The organism is Bradyrhizobium sp. SPXBL-04 (assembly GCF_051853035.1).
In the GTDB taxonomy this organism is placed as follows: domain Bacteria; phylum Pseudomonadota; class Alphaproteobacteria; order Rhizobiales; family Xanthobacteraceae; genus Bradyrhizobium; species Bradyrhizobium zhanjiangense.
In genome coordinates this window covers 6,516,832-6,535,689 of sequence record NZ_CP182472.1, presented here as the reverse complement: position 1 = coordinate 6,535,689, position 18,858 = coordinate 6,516,832, and the positions used below count along the sequence as shown (strand labels likewise).

The window sequence follows — 18,858 nt, the reverse complement described above, 5'->3', positions numbered from 1 at the left end:
CCCGCCCAAAATGGTGTAAGGCCCGCGATTTCCCATTCCTCTCGCAGGTTGTGTGCAAGCTATGGCCAAAGCCGCTTCGAAGCCGAAGAAAATGCCAGCGAAAATCCCAGCGAAATCAAAGTCCTCCGCCGCGGCGAAGGCCGCGCCGCCGGCCCGCAAGGCGCTGGCCAAGAGAGCGCCGAAGCCGGTCGCCAAGCCCGCTGCGAAGTCCGCCGCCAAGCCGGCGGCAAAGGCCGTGACCAAGGCGGCTCTGCCGAAGGTCGCTGCGAAGCCCGCACCGAAGAAGGCTGCGCCCGCGAAGGCGGCGCCAGCAGCGGCCAAGGCCGGCAAATGGGTGTTCACGTTCGGTGACGGCAAGGCCGAGGGCCGCTCGGAAATGCGTGACCTGCTCGGCGGCAAGGGCGCCAACCTCGCCGAGATGGCAAATCTGGGCCTGCCGGTGCCTCCGGGCTTCACCATCCCGGCCTCGGTCTGCACCTATTTCTACGCACACGGCAAAACCTATCCGAAGGAACTGCAGTCGCAGGTTGAGAAGGCGCTGGAGCATGTCGGCAAGTTGACCGGCAAGGTATTCGGCGACACCAAGAACCCGCTGCTCGTCTCCGTGCGCTCCGGCGCGCGCGCCTCGATGCCGGGCATGATGGACACCGTGCTCAATCTCGGCCTCAACGACCAGACCGTGGAAGCGCTGGCCGAGCTGTCGGGTGACCGTCGCTTCGCCTATGACAGCTATCGCCGCTTCATCACCATGTATTCGGACGTGGTGCTCGGCTTCGAGCATCATCATTTCGAGGAAATCCTCGACACCTTCAAAGACAGCCAGGGCTATACGCTCGACACCGATCTGTCCGCCGACGACTGGGTCGAACTGGTCGGCAAGTACAAGGACGCGGTCGCCCGCGAGACCGGCAAGGACTTTCCGCAGGATCCGCACGACCAGCTCTGGGGCGCGATTGGTGCTGTGTTTTCCTCCTGGATGAACACGCGCGCGGTGACCTACCGCAAGCTGCACGACATCCCGGAATCCTGGGGCACCGCGGTCAACGTGCAGGCCATGGTGTTCGGCAACATGGGCGAGACCTCGGCGACGGGCGTTGCCTTCACGCGCAATCCCTCGACCGGCGAGAGCAAGCTCTACGGCGAGTTCCTGATCAACGCGCAAGGCGAGGACGTGGTGGCGGGCATCCGCACGCCGCAGGACATCACCGAGGAGGCGCGCAAGGAATCGGGCTCCGACAAGGCGTCGATGGAATCGGCGATGCCGGAGGCCTTCAAGGAGCTGACGCGGATCTACACGCTGCTCGAGAAGCACTACCGCGACATGCAGGACATGGAGTTCACGGTCGAACAGGGCAAGCTCTGGATGCTCCAGACCCGCGGCGGCAAGCGCACTGCGAAAGCGGCGCTGCGCATCGCGGTCGAGCTCGCCAATGAGGGCCTGATCTCGAAGAAGGAAGCGGTGACGCGGATCGATCCGGCTTCGCTCGATCAGCTCCTGCATCCGACCATCGATCCCAATGCCAAGCGCGACGTGATCGCGACCGGCCTGCCGGCCTCGCCTGGCGCTGCGTCCGGCGAGATCGTGTTCTCCTCGGATGAAGCGGCCAAGCTCCAGGCCGACGGACGCAAGGTGATCCTGGTCCGTATCGAGACCAGCCCGGAAGACATTCACGGCATGCATGCCGCCGAAGGTATCTTGACCACGCGCGGCGGCATGACCTCGCACGCGGCGGTGGTCGCGCGCGGCATGGGCAAGCCCTGCGTCTCCGGCTGCGGCACCATCCGCGTCGATTACGGCCGCGGCACCATGAGCATCGGCTCGCGCACCTTCAAGACCGGCGACGTCATCACCATCGACGGTTCGCTCGGCCAGGTGCTCGCGGGGCGCATGCCGATGATCGAGCCGGAGCTGTCCGGCGAGTTCGGCACGCTGATGAATTGGGCCGACCAGGTCCGCAAGATCGGCGTGCGGGTCAATGCCGATACGCCGGAGGACGCGCACACCGCGATCAAGTTCGGCGCGGAAGGCATTGGCCTCTGCCGCACCGAGCACATGTTCTTCGAGGAGACGCGCATCCGCACGGTGCGCGAGATGATCCTCTCCGAAGACGAGCAGTCGCGCCGTGCCGCGCTCGCAAAGCTGCTTCCGATGCAGCGCGCCGACTTCGTCGAGCTGTTCGAGATCATGAAGGGCCTGCCCGTCACGATCCGGCTTTTGGATCCTCCCCTCCATGAATTCCTGCCGCACACCCATGCCGAGGTCGAGGAAGTGGCGCGCGCCATGAACACCGACCCGCGGCGCCTCGCCGACCGCGCCCGCGAGCTCTCGGAGTTCAACCCGATGCTCGGCTTCCGCGGCTGCCGCATCGCGATCGCCTATCCTGAAATCGCCGAGATGCAGGCGCGCGCGATCTTCGAGGCGGCGGTCGAGGCGCAGAAACGCACCGGCAAGGCCGTCGGTCTCGAGGTGATGGTGCCGCTGATCGCGACCAAGGCCGAGCTCGACCTCGTCAAGGCGCGGATCGATGCCACCGCGCAGGCGGTGATGCGCGAGACCAATACGAAGCTCGCCTATCAGGTCGGCACCATGATCGAGCTGCCGCGCGCCTGTCTGCTCGCGGCCGAGATCGCGCAGTCCGCCGAGTTCTTCTCGTTCGGCACCAACGATCTGACGCAGACTACATACGGCATCAGCCGCGACGACGCGGCGAGCTTCCTCGGTCCTTACGTGACGAAGGGCATCCTCTCGGTCGATCCCTTCATCGCGCTCGACCAGGAAGGCGTCGGTGAGCTCGTCAAGATCGGCGTCGCGCGCGGCCGCAAGACGCGGTCCTCGCTCAAGGTCGGCATCTGCGGCGAGCACGGCGGCGATCCCGCTTCCGTCGCCTTCTGCCACACGATCGGCCTCGACTACGTCTCCTGCTCGCCCTACCGCGTACCGATCGCCCGCCTCGCTGCGGCGCAAGCCGCGCTCGGCAAGGAGATCGCGAGCCAGGCGTAAGCGACGAGGTCAAATGTTGAATGCGAAGAGGCGGGGCCCAACCCCGCCTCTTTCATTTTGCGCCGTGCTGTATCCACACCGTCATTGCGAGCCCAACGGGTCCGCGCGAAGCGCGGCCCGATGACAGGCTCCGCGAAGCGATCCAGAATCTTTCCGCGGAGCGATTCTGGATTGCTTCGTCGCAAGTGCTCCTCGCAATGACGATCGTGTTGCATGTGCCTCGCGCCACACACTCAGTGTCATCGCCCGGCTTAACCGGGCATCCAGTACGCCGAGACGGCAGTGTCTGAATCGAGAAGCCGCGGCGTACTGGATGCCCGCCTTCGCGGGCATGACATCGGTTATGTGGAAACGCTTTGCGCAAACGCCAACAACGGAACTCATCACACGTCCCGTAATGATACGTGCGTACAAGAGTTCCTTCACCATATGCGTTGACCCATTATTTACCGCTTCACCTCGCTCGGCATTTACCAGCACGCGCGATCACTCCGTGAAAACACCTGTGTTCGCTTGAGTGTGCCGTGCGCGCCACGTCGATTAACGCCCCGGCAACCTAAATTAGATACTTACAATAAAGATCGAATTGCACGGACGTACTGCCGTTCGATTTTTCTGGCGTAAGCGTAGCGTGAGCGTATCGATGTCAGTGTTGCGTAACCATCCGAAGGGCGCGCGGTTCGCGTCCTTCGGCATCGGTCTCTGCATCTTCGCATTGATGCCGAGAGAGACCGGCTATCAGGACATTGCCTCGCTGCTGGCGCGCCAACCCGGCGTCGCCGAGCGGTGGCAGAAGCAGGTGTATTCCGCGGCATCCTCGATCCAGCTCGCCACCTACAGTTTTTCCCGGCCGATCGGCACCTCGGTTCCGCAGAGCGCGATGGTTCGCCTCGCCAGCATCGATGGCCGCGACGTCACCGGCGCGATCAGCCGCAATCCGGCCCTGCAGGCGCCGCCGCGCTACCAGGCCGCCGATTTTCCCAAGGTCGATCGCTCCATGAAGGGTGATCGTCTCGCGATCGTGACGCCGACGACGTCTCCCGATGCGGCTACGCCGCCGGCAGCGCCCGCGCAGGAAGATCCTGCGACGTCGAACAGCTCCGTGTTCGGCGCCAAGACCGCCACGCTACCGCAGCCGATGTCGCCGGAGTCCGCGGCCGCGCTCGATCCCGAGCTCCAGGAAGCGCTGCGTGCGCCGCCGCTGCCGCAATATACCAATGCGCCGCAGGCGAGCGATAGCGCGCGCGCGTTTGCGGTGCAGCCGCCGGAAGCGCTGAAGCAGGCCACCGCGCCGGCGCGCGATCCCTTCACCGTCAAGACGTCGAACCTGTTCTTCGGCAGCTCCTCGCTCGGCGGCAATCTCGAAAGCATCGAGAGCTGGCAGCCCGGGGCCGAGCCGCTGATCGTGATACCTGATCCCGATATGAAGGTGACGGCCTCGCTGTCGCCGCCGACAGCGGAGATTGCCAAGGACGTCGAAAGCGGTGAGAGCGTCGCGCCGAAGGGCGAGGTCAACGCCGACAACCAGCGCGCCAGGTCGCCGGCAGAGCGGCTCGCGCTCGACGACAAGTCGCGCGCCAAGTCCGAGAAGTGTCTCGCCGAAGCGGTCTATTTCGAATCGCGCGGTGAGGCCGTGCGCGGCCAGATCGCGGTGGCACAGGTGGTGATGAACCGCGTCTTCTCGGGCAAATATCCCGACACCGTGTGCGGCGTCGTCTACCAGAACAAGTACCGCCATTTCGCCTGCCAGTTCACCTTTGCCTGCGACAACAATCCGGACGTGATCCGCGAGCCCGAGATGTGGGAGCGCGCGAAGAAGATTTCGAAGGCGATGCTCGATGGCCAGATCTGGCTGCCCGAGGTCGGCAAGTCGACGCACTACCACGCCTATTGGGTGCGCCCGTCCTGGGTCGCCGAGATGAAGAAGATGTACAAGACCGGCGTGCACACCTTCTATCGGCCACGCAACTGGGGCGACGGCAGCGAGGAGCCGAGCTGGGGCACGCCCGCGCAGACCGCGGCGCTTTCCGCCGAGCTCGCGCAGGAAGCCAAGAGTTCCGCGGAGATGGGCGAGCGGCGGTAGCGCCTTCACGAAAGACCGTCATGCCCGGGCTTGCCCCGGCCATCCACGTTCTTCGCGCTGTGCCGCAAGACGTGGATGGCCGGGACAAGCCCGGCCATGACGTTGTGGAGGCGCTAGTGTTCCAATCACGCCTCGATGTCCAACGCACAGTCGAAATTCGGCGCCGAATGCGTCAGCGCACCGGCCGAGGCGTAGTCGACGCCGGTGGCCGCGATCGCCGCGATCGAGTCCAGCGTGACGCCGCCGGACGCCTCCAGCTTGAGGCGGCCCTCGGTGAGCCTCACTGCCTCGCGCAACGTCGCGATATCCATGTTGTCGAGCAGCACCGCGTCGGCCAGTCCGGTGGCCAGCACCTCGCGCAGTTGCGCAAGCGTGTCCACTTCGATCTCGATCTTGACGAGATGGCCGGCATGAGCGCGGGCGCGCTCCAGCACGGGCCGGATGCCGCCGGCGACCGCGATGTGGTTGTCCTTGATCAGGATCGCATCGTCGAGGCCGAAGCGGTGGTTGAACCCGCCGCCGCAGCGCACGGCATATTTCTCCAGCGCCCGCAATCCCGGCGTGGTCTTCCGCGTGCAGCAGATGCGCATTTTCGTGCCTTCGGCGCGCGCGACATAGTCGGCCGTGAGCGTCGCGATGCCCGACAGGCGGCCGACGAAGTTCAGCGCGGTCCGCTCCGACGCGAGAATGGCGCGCGCAGGCCCGGAGATCGTCAACACCTGCTGTCCGCGGGCAACCCGCGCGGCGTCGCGGACATGCGCGCGGACCTCGATGTCGGGTGAGAGCTTTTGCAGCGTCGCCAGCGCCAGCGGCAATCCGGCGATCACGCCGGATTGGCGCGCGACCAGGATCGCCTGCGCCGTCGTGGCTTCCGGAATCGTCGCCAGCGAGGTGACGTCGCCGGCGCGCCCAAGGTCTTCGTCGAGCGCGCGCTGCACGGCCTCGTCGATGGCGAGCGGCGAGAGAAAGGCGTCGGGATAGAGCAGTGAGGTTGCGGTGATCATGAGAACTCCGTCAGGCCATGATGGGTTGCGCGGTGTGCGGCATTGAGTGATCGGCGAGGCCGTCGGCCACCTCGCGCACTGCGGCGAGCGTGGTCATCGTTCGTTGCGCCAGGGCAGGGACTTCCGCCGGATGGTCGGAGCGGAAATGCGCGCCGCGGCTCTCCTGCCGGCTCCAGGCCGCGGCCGCGACGAGCAGCGCGGACGTCGCCATGTTGCGTAGCGCGATGCTCGTAGCCTCGCGTTCGAGCGCAGCGAAGCTGTGGACGGCCTCGGCAAGCCCGTCACTGTGGCGGATCACGCCGACGCGTGCGGTCATCACCGCCCGCAGCCGCTTCACGGCCGCAGCATCGGGCGCACCGCCGTGCGGCGTCACCAGCGCGTCCGGAAGCCGGGCAGGCGCGGGGGCGGCGCAGCCGTCGATGTCCTCAGCGATGCGCGCGGCGTAGACCACGGCCTCCAGCAGCGAATTCGACGCCAGCCGATTGGCACCATGCGCGCCGGTGGACGACACTTCGCCGCCGGCCCAGAGCCCGTCGATCGAGCTGCGGCCGCGCGCGTCCACTGCGATGCCGCCCATGTGGTAATGCGCGGCCGGCGCGATCGGGATCGCCTCTGTCGCGGGATCGATTCCGGCGGCGATGCAGCTCGCATGCACGGTCGGAAACTTTTCGGCGAAGCGCGTCCCCAGCGCCTGTCGCGCATCGAGGAAGGCGCCGCGCCCGGCCGCGATCTCGGCGAACACGCCGCGGGCGACGATGTCGCGCGGCGCGAGCTCGGCGAGCGGATGGCGCGCCGGCATGAAGCGCTCACTGTGGCGGTTGATCAGCGTCGCGCCTTCGCCGCGCAGCGCCTCGGTCGCAAGCGGCGCCGGATCACGCCCGACCATGATGGCGGTCGGATGGAACTGCACGAATTCGGGATCGGCGATCACGGCGCCGGCGCGAGCGGCGATCGCAAGACCCGAGCCGCTGGCCTCGAGCGGATTGGTGGTGGCGGCATAGAGATGCCCGAGGCCGCCGGTGGCGAGCACGATCGCGCGCGAGGCGAGGATGATCGGCCGTGCAGCGGGATTGCCGGCCTCGCGCAATTGGAGGCCCGCGACGGCGCCGTCTTCGCTCAGCAGTGCTTCGGCGACGAGACCTTCTATGATGCGGATCGACGGCGTGCGGCGCACGGCCTCGCTCAAGGCCGCGATGATCGCCGCGCCCGCGCCGTCGCCGCGCACATGCACGATGCGCCGGGCCGAGTGTGCGGCTTCGCGTCCCACTGCGAGCTTTCCTTCGAGGTCGCGATCGAATGGGACGCCATAGGCGAGAAGGTCATGGATTCGCGGCGCCGCCTCCCGCGCGATGCCAAGTGCGACGGCTTCATCGACGAGACCGCCCCCGACGGCAATCGTATCCGCGGCATGCGCTTCCGGCGTATCGCCTTCGGCCACCGCCGCCGCGATGCCGCCTTGCGCCCATGCCGATGATGCGCCCTGTCCGAGCGGGGCCGCCGAGATCAGCGTCACCGGCCGCGGCGCGAGCTTCAGCGCGCAAAAGAGTCCGGCAAGGCCGCCGCCAACGATGACGACGTCGTCGGTAGCGCGGGTGAGATTGTGGATGTTGTTTCTTGTTGTCATCGCTATTTCCTCTTGCTCCGCCGTCGTCCCGGCGAAGGCCGGGACCCATACTCCGCGGCAGCAATTGTTTGGCTCAGCTGCTCAACGTCGGTTTTTTGCAACCACGTCGGCCTGTGGTTATGGGTCCCGGATCTGAGCGCGCTTGAGGCGCGCTTGTCCGGGACGACGGCTGTGCGTGTTGCAGCGTCTTGCTCTCAATTCTTCAGATTGATCATCCGCTCGACCGAGCGCCGTGCGCGCATCGCGAGCGCGGGGTCGATCGTCACTTCCTCGCGGAGCGTCCGCAGGCTTTCCAAGATGTTGGCAAGCGTGATGCGCTTCATGTGCGGGCAGAGATTGCAGGGGCGCAGCATCTCGACGTCGGGCAGTTCCGCCCGCACGTTGTCGGCCATCGAGCACTCCGTGATCATCACCAGCCGTCGCGGCCGCTTGTTACGCACCCAGTTGATCATGTGCGCGGTCGAGCCGGTGAAATCGGCCTCCGCCAGCACGTCGGGCGGGCATTCGGGATGCGCGATGATCTGCACCGTCGGATCGCCATCGCGAAGGTTGCGCAGCTCGTCGCCGGTGAAGCGCTCGTGCACCTCGCAGGCGCCCTTCCAGGCGATGATCTTCACGTCGGTCTTGGAGGCCACGTAGGTGGCGAGATAGCGGTCGGGCAGGAAGATCACGCTTGGCGCGTTCAGGCTCTCGACCACCTGCACCGCGTTCGACGAGGTGCAGCAGATATCGACCTCGGCCTTCACCTCGGCCGAGGTGTTGACGTAGGCGACGACCGGCACGCCGGGGAATTTTTCGCGGAGCAGGCGCACGTCGGCGCCGGTAATGCTGGCGGCGAGCGAGCAGCCGGCCCGTGAATCCGGGATCAGCACCGTCTTGTCCGGGTTGAGCAGCTTCGACGTTTCCGCCATGAAGTGCACGCCGCACTGGACGATGATGCCGGCCTTCACCTTGGTCGCCTCGACCGCGAGCTGGAGCGAGTCGCCGCCGATGTCGGCGACGCAATGGAAGATCTCCGGCGTCTGGTAGTTATGCGCGAGGATCACGGCGTTCCGGGCGCGCTTCAGCTCGTTGATCGCCTTGATGGTCGGCGCTAGCAGCGGCCACTCGATCGGCGGGATCACGTGCTTCACGCGTTCGTAAAGGGATGCAGTGGCGCGCTCGACCTCGGGCGTCCAGTCCAGCGAGGGCATTGGCAGCGCGGCTCCCGCTCGGGAGGGCGCGGCGCGAGGGGAGCTGATGTCTTGGACATTGACTTGGCCATCGATTTGGCCGTGCGGCCGGTTGGCGAAGTCGTCGGGACCGTAGATTCCAGTGATCGGCATCGAAGCCTCCCTTGCATGCCAATTATGCTCAATATGAGTATATTTTGGGCCCGAGTAATCCGGCCGAAGGCCGGAGCTGGATGTCATCGAGGCTCAAATATGCTCAATATGAGTAAATCTAAGATAACACGCTCCGCCGAAGATCGCTAGGCCCCATCGCACACATTCCCGTCAAATCGCCCGGAGTGAGCCGGGCGAGGCCGCGTGAAACGCAATGCTCTCGCGACAGCTCCTCGTGGAATGCAACCGCTTTTGACTTGGGATTTTCATGCAGATGCATTAAACGACCTGACTCGTGGCTTCCTATTTGCGAATCCGCCAACGACAGACGAGGAACACCATGTCGACACAGATAGGCGAGCTCGCTCCGGTCTCACGTTCCTCGACCTGGCGCACCCCGGCCGTCATCATTCTATGCGGCTGCGCGATCGGCATGCTTGGCTTCGGCCCGCGATCGGCGCTCGGCTTCTTCGTGCAGCCGATGAGTCATGAGTTTGCCTGGGGCCGCGACGTGTTCGGCCTCGCGATCGCCGTGCAGAACCTGCTGTGGGGCTTGGGCCAGCCCCTCGCCGGCGCGGTCGCCGATCGCTTCGGCCTGTTCCGGGTGATGTGTGTCGGCGCTCTGCTCTATGCCGGCGGTCTGCTCTTGATGCGCTACTCCTCGACCCCGCTGTCGCTCGACATCGGCGCCGGCGTCATGATCGGCTTCGGCCTCGCCGGTTGCTCGTTCAATCTGGTGCTGTCGGCGTTCAGCAAGCTCCTGCCGGCCGAGAAGCGCGGCCTTGCGCTCGGTGCCGGCACCGCGGCGGGATCGTTCGGCCAGTTCCTGTTCGCGCCGATCGGCGTTGCGCTGATCGACAATTTCGGCTGGCAGCAGGCGCTCTCCGTGTTCGGCTTCCTGATGCTGCTGATCATCCCGCTGTCGCTAGCACTCTCGACGCCGCCGGTCGCAAGCCCGGCCAACACGGCGCCTGCGGATGAGCAGACCTTCACCAAGGCGCTGGCGGAAGCCTTCGGTCACCGCTCCTACGTGCTCTTGGTGCTCGGCTTCTTCACCTGCGGCTTCCAGCTCGCCTTCATCACGGTGCATCTGCCGGCCTTCCTGGTCGATCGCGGCATCTCGGCGCAAACCGGCGGCTGGGTGATCGCGGCGATCGGCCTGTTCAACATCATGGGCTCGTTGAGTGTCGGCTACCTCCAGAACACGCTGCCCAAGCGCTACATCCTCTCGACGATCTATTTCACCCGCGCGCTCGCGACGCTCGCCTTCATCTCGTTCCCGATCACGCCGTTCTCGGCGATCGCATTCGGTGCGATCTCCGGCCTGACCTGGCTGTCGACGGTGCCGCCGACCTCGGCGTTGGTGGCGCTGATGTTCGGCACGCGCTGGCTCGCAACGCTCTATGGCTTTGCCTTCGTCAGCCATCAGGTCGGCGGCTTCCTCGGTGTCTGGCTCGGCGGCGTCGTGTTCGAGCGCTTCGGTTCCTACACGCCGATCTGGTGGCTCTCGATCCTGTTTGGCGTGCTCTCCGCACTGATCAATCTCCCGATCGTGGAGAAACCGGTCGCACGGGCGGTTGCGCAGCCGGCCTGATCGGCTAAACATTCCCGACAAACAAGTCAGGGAGTTCAGTCGTGGCCACGTTCAAGGCAATCCGGATCGACAAGGCGGACAAGGGCACCACCGCGCAGCTGACGCAGTTCGACGAAGCCGAGCTGATGGACGGCGACGTCACCGTGCGTGTGGAATGGTCGACGCTGAACTACAAGGACGGCCTCGCGCTCACCGGCAAGGCGCCGGTGGTGCGCCGCTTCCCGATGATCGCCGGCATCGATTTCGCCGGCACGGTTGAAGCGTCCTCGCACCCGCAGTGGAGGGCGGGCGACAAGGTGGTCTGCACCGGCTGGGGCATGGGCGAAACCCATCTCGGCGCCTATGCCGAGAAGGCGCGGGTGAAGGGCGACTGGCTGGTCGCGCTGCCGCAGGGCCTGTCGGCGCGCGACGCCATGGCGATCGGCACTGCCGGATTCACCGCGATGCTGTCCGTCCTGGCGCTGGAGAAGCACGGCATCTCGCCGAAGAGTGGCCCGGTGGTGGTGACGGGTGCCGCCGGTGGCGTCGGCTCGGTTGCGACCGCGGTGCTGTCGAAGCTCGGCTATCACGTCATCGCATCGACCGGTCGCGCCTCGGAGGCAGACTATCTGAAGCACCTGGGCGCAGCCGAAGTGATCGACCGCAACGAATTGTCGGCACCGGCGAAGCCTCTGGCCAAGGAGCGCTGGGCGGGTGGCGTCGATAGCGTCGGCTCGACCACGCTCGCCAACCTCCTGTCGATGACGAAATACGGCGGAGCGATCGCGGCGTGCGGCCTGGCGGCCGGCATGGACCTGCCATCTTCTGTCGCGCCTTTCATTTTGCGCGGAGTGTGCCTTCTCGGCATCGATTCGGTGATGTGCCCGATCGAGCCGCGGAAAGCCGCCTGGCAGCGCCTGGCGTCCGATCTCGACCGGACGAAACTAGCTGAAATCACTCATGAAATTCCGCTTGTCGAGGTGCCCGATTGGGGCGCGAAAATTCTGGCCGGCGCGGTCCGCGGTCGCATCGTGGTAAAAATAGTCTGACGGCGTTCAGACTTTACCAACCAAGCTGCTCCAATCTTGCCATGGTTAGTATGGTAAGCAGCGGGTAAAGAGAGATAAGGCATCGCCCGCCGCGGGGTTGGTTCGGAGTTGAGCATGCTTGCGCGTATTGTGTTGGGGGCTGTCACGGCGGCAGCGACGTTTGCGCCGGCCATTGCCGGAAGCATGAATGCAGACGAGGCGCGCCGCTTCGTCGCCGGCAAGGTGTTTGCTTTCACCTGTTTCGACGGCACCCGCGGTGCGGGCCGCATCCTCGACGACCTCGGCGCCGCCGGCGCGGTGCAGTTCTCCGGCGCAGGCCCGGTGAAACATCTCCGCCTGCCCGGCAACACGCTCCAGATTCGCGGCCAGAACGTCTGCGCCTCGATCAAGGGCATTCCGTTCGAGCCTTGTTTCAACCTGGAAAAGACCGACGAACGCAGCTTCCGCGGCTCGGTGTCGGGCATGGGCTTCGCCTATTGCGACTTCCACCATCAGGGCGGCAATCAGATGCTGATGGCGCGCGCCGTCGCGCGTCCGCGCTCGCTGCGCTCATCGGAGCGCACAGGTTCGATCGGCGCGCCCAACACAGAGGTCGCCGCGCGGGTCGAGACGCCGCGTGTCGAGAGCGGTCGCCTCGAGCCGGTAAAGTCGGAAGCCAAATCGGAACCGGCGAAGACCGAGGCTCCGCTGGAGCTGCGCCGCTCGACTCAGTGAGCTGGCTGCGCGGGGCAGGCCGCGCACTTTGTCGTTAAAGATCCCTATCGAACACGAAGCCGCCGCGCCGTAGTCATACGGACGGCGGCTTTCATGCGTTGGTAGCTGTTCGCGTCCCAGTTTGCGTACGGCCGGGGGACGCGGCCCTACGCAAGGGTTCAACGATGTCGCTGTACTTTTTCCGCATCAGCACCGGCCGCTATTCCGGCGCTGCCGACCAACCTTACGAGTTCGAGGATCGCGCAGCGGCCTGGACCGAGATGACCGAGGTTTGCGCCAATCTGCTCGGCGGCATCGCCCGCGGCCTGAAGCCGAATGCCGAGTGGCGCATGGAGCTGCTTGACGAGAACAAGCAGCCGATTTTTCGCGTCAGCCTGGTTGGAGAGGCTGTCGGATGCAAAACGTCCTAGGTCCGACTTCAAGCTGCAATTTACAACTATGACGAGACTATCCTCGTTCAATTTCAATTATTTAGCGCGCAAAATCAGTATTTCTGCGAGGGCGCTCATTAACCAAAAGGGGAACTCTGACCGATAGGCTTTCACGGTAAGGGCGATCAACGTCCAAGCGGCCAGCAATGACTTGGCAGCTCGTTGCTTGGGAAACGTACCATGTTGAGCCTTTTTCAGGATATGCGGATCGGGACCAAGCTGGCGATCGCTTCGGCTCTCGGAGTGCTCCTGGTTGGAGCCATGATTGCGAGCCAGATGCTCGGCAATGCGAGCATCCGCGAGACCAGCCAAAGCGCACTTGCACAGCAGGAGATCGCGCGCGACGCAATCAGGGCCGAAGTTGCAGTTCGCGGCATGCAACTCGCAGTGCGAGACCTTCGTCTCGCCAATAGCGCGGCCGATCTTCACAAGGCCAGCCAGAGTCTCGGCGATCAGCAGAATTCGATGAGCATGCTGGTCGAGGCGATGCTGAGGCTTTCTCACGCGGCGGAGAATCGTGTCCGCATGGAGAAACTGAGATCGCTCGCGGCGGACTATGGCGAAGCTGCGCAGCAGATTGCCGGTGTGCGCGGCGAAGCCGTCGCCGTCGCCGCGTCTGGCCCAGACGGCGCGACGCGCGCCGCGAAGCTCAATGACGAAGGCATTCGCATCGCGCGGGAGGTTACCCTGCCGATCGCAGCCCAACTCGACGCGCTGATCAGCCAGATCGCCGACTATGCGAGACACAAATCCGACGAGGACAACGCCGCGGCTGCTGCTCAGATGAGATCGAGCGAGCAGATCGGAACGGCGGTCGGCGCCTTCGCGGCGCTCGTTCTGATCGGCTCCTGGCTCCTCTCCTTCCTCAGCATCGCGCGGCCGATCCGCGCGCTCACCGTGGCCATGGACAAGCTCGCCGGCGGCGATTTTTCAGTGGTGCTACCCGGGCTTGGTCGCAAGGACGAGGTGGGCGGCGTTGCTGCTGCCGTCGAGAAATTCAAGATCGTGTCCGAGCGGAAGGCGCAAGAGGAGGCCGAAGCCAAGATCAGGCAGGACCAGATCGCGGCCGCGCGACGCAAGGCCGAAATGCACAGGCTCGCCGACAGTTTCGAATCCGCCATCGGCGAGATCGTCGAGACCGTCTCTTCGGCCTCGACCGAGCTCGAGGCCTCGGCTTCGACGCTCACCTCGACCGCCGAGCGCGCGCAGGAGTTGACCACGGTGGTTGCTGCCGCCTCCGAAGAGGCCTCGACCAACGTGCGGTCGGTGGCATCCGCTACCGAAGAACTGTCCTCATCGATCAACGAGATCAGTCGTCAGGTTCAGCAGTCCGCGCGCGTGGCCAACGAAGCGGTGGGCCAGGCTCGTGTCACGACCGAGCGGGTCAGCGAGTTGTCCAAGGCGGCGACGCGCATCGGCGACGTGATCGAGTTGATCAATTCGATCGCTGGCCAGACAAATCTGCTCGCACTCAATGCCACGATCGAGGCCGCCCGCGCCGGCGAAGCGGGCAAGGGGTTTGCGGTGGTTGCCTCCGAGGTCAAGGCCCTGGCCGAGCAGACGGCCAAGGCAACCGGCGAGATTGGGCAGCAGATTTCCAGCATCCAGACCGCGACCGAACATTCGGTCGGCGCGATCAGGGACATCAGCGACACCATCGAGAAGCTGTCGGAGATCTCTTCGACGATTGCGGCGGCCGTGGAAGAGCAGGGCGCCGCGACGCAGGAAATTTCCCGCAATGTGCAGCAGGCTGCAGAAGGCACTCATCAGGTGTCGTCCAACATCACTGACGTGCAGCGCGGCGCAAGCGAGACCGGCTCGGCGTCCTCGCAAGTCCTGTCTGCCGCGCAAATGCTGTCCGGTGACGGCAACCGCCTCAAGCTCGAGGTCGGCAAGTTTCTCGGCTCTGTGCGCGCCGGCTGACGGTGGCGTCTTGAGCAGACCCCGATCTGCAACCGCCGCGCGCGAAACTGCGATGGTTGCGCGCGTTCGTATTTCGACGCCGCGACCGATGCGCGCAGGGTTAACCTTCCGGAAAAGCGATGCAGGCATGATCTCCGCAATATTCCGGGCGCTGAGTCGCCCTTCATGTATTGCGTCTCAGTCGTTGGAGCACATTCAATGAGCGGCATTTCCATTCGCCTCACCCATAAGGTCATGGCGATCGGACTCTTCGGCCTTATCGGTCTCGCCGCCTTCGGTGCAATCTACGAGATCGGCAGCCTCTCCCAGGATGCGTCGCGCGAGGTTGCCAACCGCGCCCGCGCGATCGCTGATCTCGACAAGCAGCTTTCGATCGAAATGCTGGAAGCGCGCCGCAACGAGAAGAATTTCCAGCAGCGGCGAAACGAAAGCTTCGCCAAGGCGCATGCCGAGCTGATCGGACCGATCAATCGTGATTTCGACGATGTGGAGCGGTTGTTGACGACTGGCGGCATGAGTGCGCTGTCCGACAGGATGAAGCAGGCCCAGACCGGCTTCAAGCGCTATGCCTCGGATTTCGGCGCCCTGGTGGCGGCCGAGACCAAGCTCGGCCTGAACGAGACGCTCGGCCTGTCCGGCTCGCTCCGCGCCGCGGCGCACGACATCGAGACCAAGCTGAAGCAGATCGACGATCCGCGGACGACGAGCTGGATGCTGATGATGCGCCGGCACGAGAAGGATTTCATGCTGCGGCGCGATCCAAAATACATTGCCGAGATGAAGAAGGCGGCGGCAGAATTCTCCAAGGCGATAGAAGTCGTCGCGGTCCCTACGGCGGCGATGAACGACATCACCGCCAAGCTGCAGAAATACCAGTCCGAGTTCGCGGCCTGGGCGGAGACCGCGCAGCAGACTGCGGCCCTCGACGCCAGCATGATGAAGACGTTTCGCGAGCTGGAGCCCGTCATGGCGGAAGTGCAGAGCGCCGTCGATGCCATGCAGAAGCAGACCGATGTTGCCGAGGCCGCGACCCGCGATGCCGTACGTCTGTGGATGATGGTCGCCTTCGGCGTCACCGTCGTCGTGCTCGCGGCGGTCGGCTTCCTGCTCGGACGCTCGATCTCGAACGCGCTCGGCGCCATGGTGGGCGCGATGACGCGGCTGGCGCGCGGCGAGCTCTCGATAGCTGTTCCCGGTGTCGGACGCAGGGACGAGATCGGCGAGATGGCCGGCGCGGTCGAGGTGTTCAGGACCAACATGGTGGAGGCCGAGCGGCTGCGCGTCGAGCAGACGGAGGCCGATGCACGTGGGCCTGAACAGCGCAAGGCGGACATGCAGCGGCTTGCCGATGCCTTCGAGGGCGCGGTCGGCGAGATCGTCGAGACCGTGTCATCGGCGGCAACCGAGCTCGAAGCATCATCCAACACGCTGACTGAGGCCGCCGAGCGCGGCAACGGGCTCGCCACGGCTGTGGCTGCAGCCTCGGAGGAGGCCTCCGCCAACGTTCAGTCGGTGTCGGCTGCAAGTGAAGAGATGACCTCTTCAATCACCGAGATCAGCCGTCAGGTGCAGGAATCGGCGCGGGTCGCCGACGTTGCGGTGGAACAGGCGCAGCGTACCAATGCGCGCGTCGCCGAGCTGACAAAAGCGGCGGGCCGCATCGGCGACGTGGTCGATCTGATCAACACCATCGCCGCCCAGACCAACCTGCTGGCGCTGAATGCGACGATCGAGGCGGCGCGGGCGGGCGAGGCCGGCAAGGGCTTCGCCGTGGTGGCGACGGAAGTGAAGGCGCTTGCCGAGCAGACCGCCAAGGCGACGGGCGAGATCGGCCAGCACATCGGCGCGATCCAGGCCGCGACGGAGGACTCCGTCGGCGCGATCAAGGAGATCGGTGACACCATAGCGCGCATGTCGGAGATCTCGTCGACCATCGCCGCCGCGGTCGAGGAGCAGGGCGCCGCGACGCAGGAGATCTCCCGCAACATCCAAAACGCCGCGCAGGGCACCTCGGAGGTCTCGGCGAACATAGGCCATGTCCAGCGCGGCGCCGGCGAGACCGGGGCTGCTTCTGCGCAGGTGCATTCGGCCGCCCAGTCGCTCTCGCAGGAGAGCAACCGGCTGAAGAGCGAAGTGGCGCGTTTCCTGGAGTCGGTGCTGGCCGCGTGACGACGTCGGCCCTGGCGATGTTGCTATGCATGAAGCACGGCGCCGCGCGAGATCTGTGCAGCTGCAGCGGATGGTCGGGGAAAATAGCGATTGTCGGGACGTCCAATAGTTTTACGTAGGACCATGTTAACGCCTGCTTGCGAATATAGGGCGCAATTCTACGGATTAAGAACCAGCCAGCATTGTTGAACTGACCTCCGCCCGGTCGTCCGTCGTGACGCTGTGGCGCAGGCGACGTGCGCGCTGCCAGCTATCATCGGGATTCGTGTGATGTCGAAGTTGTCGATCGTGTTCAAGCTGCTGACCGTGTTGTCGGTCCTCGTGCTCTCGCTCGCCGGTGTCGGCGTGACGGCGATCGGCACGATGCAGAACATCAACGCCCACACCGTCGAGATTGCGCAGAGCTGGTTGCCGAGCGTGCGTGCGCTCGGCTCCATGCGCGCCGACATCAACGAGCTGCGCGTCGCGCTGCGTCTGCACCTGATGCAGGATACCGCTGAAGGCAAGGAAGCCGCCGAGAAGCGCCTGGCCTCCTTGCGCGAACGCATCGAGAAGACCCGCAAGGTCTACGAGCCGCTGATCACCGCTGCCGAGGAGCGCTCGCTCTACGGACAATGGGCCAAGGCGTGGGCTGAGTATCTGAATGGCGTTCAGGACGTGATGGCGCTGTCGCGCAAGAGCGTCGGTCGCTTCCCGACCGATGCCAACGAGCTGTTGCAGACCAAGGTCGCGAAGATGGCCCAGGCCGCCGATCCCCTGCTCCAGAAGGGCATCGAGTTAAACAATCAGGGCGCCGAGCTGGAGACGAAGCAGGCGGCCGACAGCTACGCCACGATCTTCCGCGTGCTGGTCGGCATCATCGTGCTCTCGGTCGTGATCGCGATCGGCGCCGCCTATTATCTCGTGCGCGACGTCTCCCGCGGCATTGCTTCGATCATCCGTCCGATGCAGTCGCTCGGCGAAGGCGACCTCTCGGCCGAGGTGCCGCATCGCGGCGAGAAGACCGAGATCGGCTCGATGGCCGATGCGCTGCAGATCTTCAAGGAGGCGCTGATCGCCAAGAAAACCGCCGACGAGGCAGCGGCGCGCGACGCCGAGGCCAAGATCGAGCGCGGTCGCCGCGTCGACGCCATCACCCGCAAGTTCGAAGCGATGATCGGTGAAGTGGTCGGGACCGTGTCGTCGGCCTCGACCGAGCTGGAGGCATCGGCGACGACGCTGACCAACACGGCGCAGCGCGGCCAGAAGCTCGCGACCGTCGTCGCAGCTGCCTCCGAGGAGGCCTCCACCAACGTCCAGGCCGTGGCCTCCGCCTCGGAGGAGCTGTCCTCCTCCATCACCGAGATCAGCCGCCGCGTTCAGGATTCGGCGCGGATGGCCGCGGAAGCCGTCGAACAGGCGGCGCGGACCAACGAGCGCGTCAACGCGCTGTCGCAGGCGGCGGCCCGCATCGGCGACGTCGTCGAGCTCATCAACACCATCGCCGGCCAGACCAATCTGTTGGCGCTGAACGCGACCATCGAGGCGGCACGCGCCGGCGAGGCCGGCCGCGGCTTCGCCGTCGTTGCCTCGGAAGTGAAGGCGCTCGCCGAGCAGACCGCGAAAGCGACCGGCGAGATCGGAGCGCAGGTGTCGGGCATCCAGGCCGCCACGCAGGAATCCGTCAGCGCCATCCAGGAGATCGGCGGCACCATCGAGCGGCTGTCCGAGGTCTCGGCGGCGATCGCCGCCGCCGTCGAAGAGCAGGGCGCGGCCACGCAGGAGATCTCACGCAACGTGCAGCAGGCTTCGGTCGGCACGCAGGAGGTCTCGATGAACATCACCGACGTGCAGCGCGGTGCGACCGAGACCGGCTCGGCCTCGACCGAAGTGCTGTCGGCGGCCAAATCGCTGGCGACCGACAGCACCCGCCTGAAGGTCGAAGTCGCGCAGTTCCTGGAGTCGGTCCGCGCCGCCTGATCC

Annotated in this window: 12 protein-coding genes; 9 read left to right on the top strand and 3 right to left on the bottom strand. The window is 65.4% G+C overall.

The window, feature by feature from the left end; translation table 11 throughout:
• Positions 1 to 61: 61 nt before the first annotated feature.
• Together ppdK and ACNJX8_RS31435 are read left to right on the top strand one after the other, a co-directional pair.
• The gene (gene ppdK, locus ACNJX8_RS31440; protein ID WP_439357989.1) at positions 62 to 3,001 is read left to right on the top strand and encodes a pyruvate, phosphate dikinase; all 2,940 of its coding nucleotides are present in this window, start codon (positions 62 to 64) and stop codon (positions 2,999 to 3,001) included.
• A gap of 643 nt (positions 3,002 to 3,644) precedes the next feature.
• Positions 3,645 to 5,084 (top strand): cell wall hydrolase, encoded by a 1,440-nt coding sequence (locus ACNJX8_RS31435; protein WP_439357988.1) that lies wholly within the window; start codon positions 3,645 to 3,647, stop codon positions 5,082 to 5,084.
• Positions 5,085 to 5,209: 125 nt separating this feature from the next.
• Here the strand turns inward: ACNJX8_RS31435 and nadC are convergent, their stop codons facing one another.
• The 3 genes from nadC to nadA all read right to left on the bottom strand — a co-directional run bounded on the left by nadC (position 5,210) and on the right by nadA (position 9,037).
• Positions 5,210 to 6,088: a carboxylating nicotinate-nucleotide diphosphorylase gene (gene nadC / locus ACNJX8_RS31430; RefSeq protein WP_439357987.1), complete on the bottom strand. Its 879-nt coding sequence runs from the start codon at positions 6,086 to 6,088 to the stop codon at positions 5,210 to 5,212.
• 10 nt (positions 6,089 to 6,098) lie between these two features.
• The gene (locus ACNJX8_RS31425) at positions 6,099 to 7,712 is read right to left on the bottom strand and encodes an L-aspartate oxidase (protein WP_439357986.1); all 1,614 of its coding nucleotides are present in this window, start codon (positions 7,710 to 7,712) and stop codon (positions 6,099 to 6,101) included.
• 194 nt (positions 7,713 to 7,906) lie between these two features.
• Entirely contained in the window at positions 7,907 to 9,037 is a 1,131-nt protein-coding gene (gene nadA, locus ACNJX8_RS31420) for a quinolinate synthase NadA (RefSeq protein WP_439357985.1), read from the bottom strand.
• A gap of 340 nt (positions 9,038 to 9,377) precedes the next feature.
• Here nadA and ACNJX8_RS31415 point away from each other — a divergent pair, with 340 nt between their 5' ends.
• The 7 genes from ACNJX8_RS31415 to ACNJX8_RS31385 all read left to right on the top strand — a co-directional run bounded on the left by ACNJX8_RS31415 (position 9,378) and on the right by ACNJX8_RS31385 (position 18,855).
• Positions 9,378 to 10,631: an MFS transporter gene (locus ACNJX8_RS31415; RefSeq protein WP_439357984.1), complete on the top strand. Its 1,254-nt coding sequence runs from the start codon at positions 9,378 to 9,380 to the stop codon at positions 10,629 to 10,631.
• A gap of 41 nt (positions 10,632 to 10,672) precedes the next feature.
• Positions 10,673 to 11,659: an acrylyl-CoA reductase (NADPH) gene (gene acuI, locus ACNJX8_RS31410; protein WP_439357983.1), complete on the top strand. Its 987-nt coding sequence runs from the start codon at positions 10,673 to 10,675 to the stop codon at positions 11,657 to 11,659.
• A 114-nt stretch (positions 11,660 to 11,773) separates the two neighbouring features.
• Complete coding sequence (locus tag ACNJX8_RS31405; protein ID WP_128942639.1) at positions 11,774 to 12,373, top strand: hypothetical protein; 600 nt, start codon at positions 11,774 to 11,776, stop codon at positions 12,371 to 12,373.
• A gap of 164 nt (positions 12,374 to 12,537) precedes the next feature.
• On the top strand, positions 12,538 to 12,783 hold the full coding sequence (locus ACNJX8_RS31400; RefSeq protein WP_091892596.1) for a DUF6894 family protein: 246 nt from the start codon (positions 12,538 to 12,540) through the stop codon (positions 12,781 to 12,783).
• 201 nt (positions 12,784 to 12,984) lie between these two features.
• Positions 12,985 to 14,727 carry a methyl-accepting chemotaxis protein gene (locus tag ACNJX8_RS31395; RefSeq protein ID WP_439357982.1) on the top strand — a complete coding sequence of 581 codons (1,743 nt, stop codon included), beginning with the start codon at positions 12,985 to 12,987 and terminating at the stop codon, positions 14,725 to 14,727.
• A 198-nt stretch (positions 14,728 to 14,925) separates the two neighbouring features.
• A complete protein-coding gene (locus ACNJX8_RS31390) occupies positions 14,926 to 16,896 on the top strand; it encodes a methyl-accepting chemotaxis protein (RefSeq protein WP_439357981.1) in 1,971 nt (656 codons plus the stop codon).
• Between the two features lie 270 nt (positions 16,897 to 17,166).
• The gene (locus ACNJX8_RS31385) at positions 17,167 to 18,855 is read left to right on the top strand and encodes a methyl-accepting chemotaxis protein (protein ID WP_439357980.1); all 1,689 of its coding nucleotides are present in this window, start codon (positions 17,167 to 17,169) and stop codon (positions 18,853 to 18,855) included.
• The last annotated feature ends 3 nt before the right edge of the window (positions 18,856 to 18,858 follow it).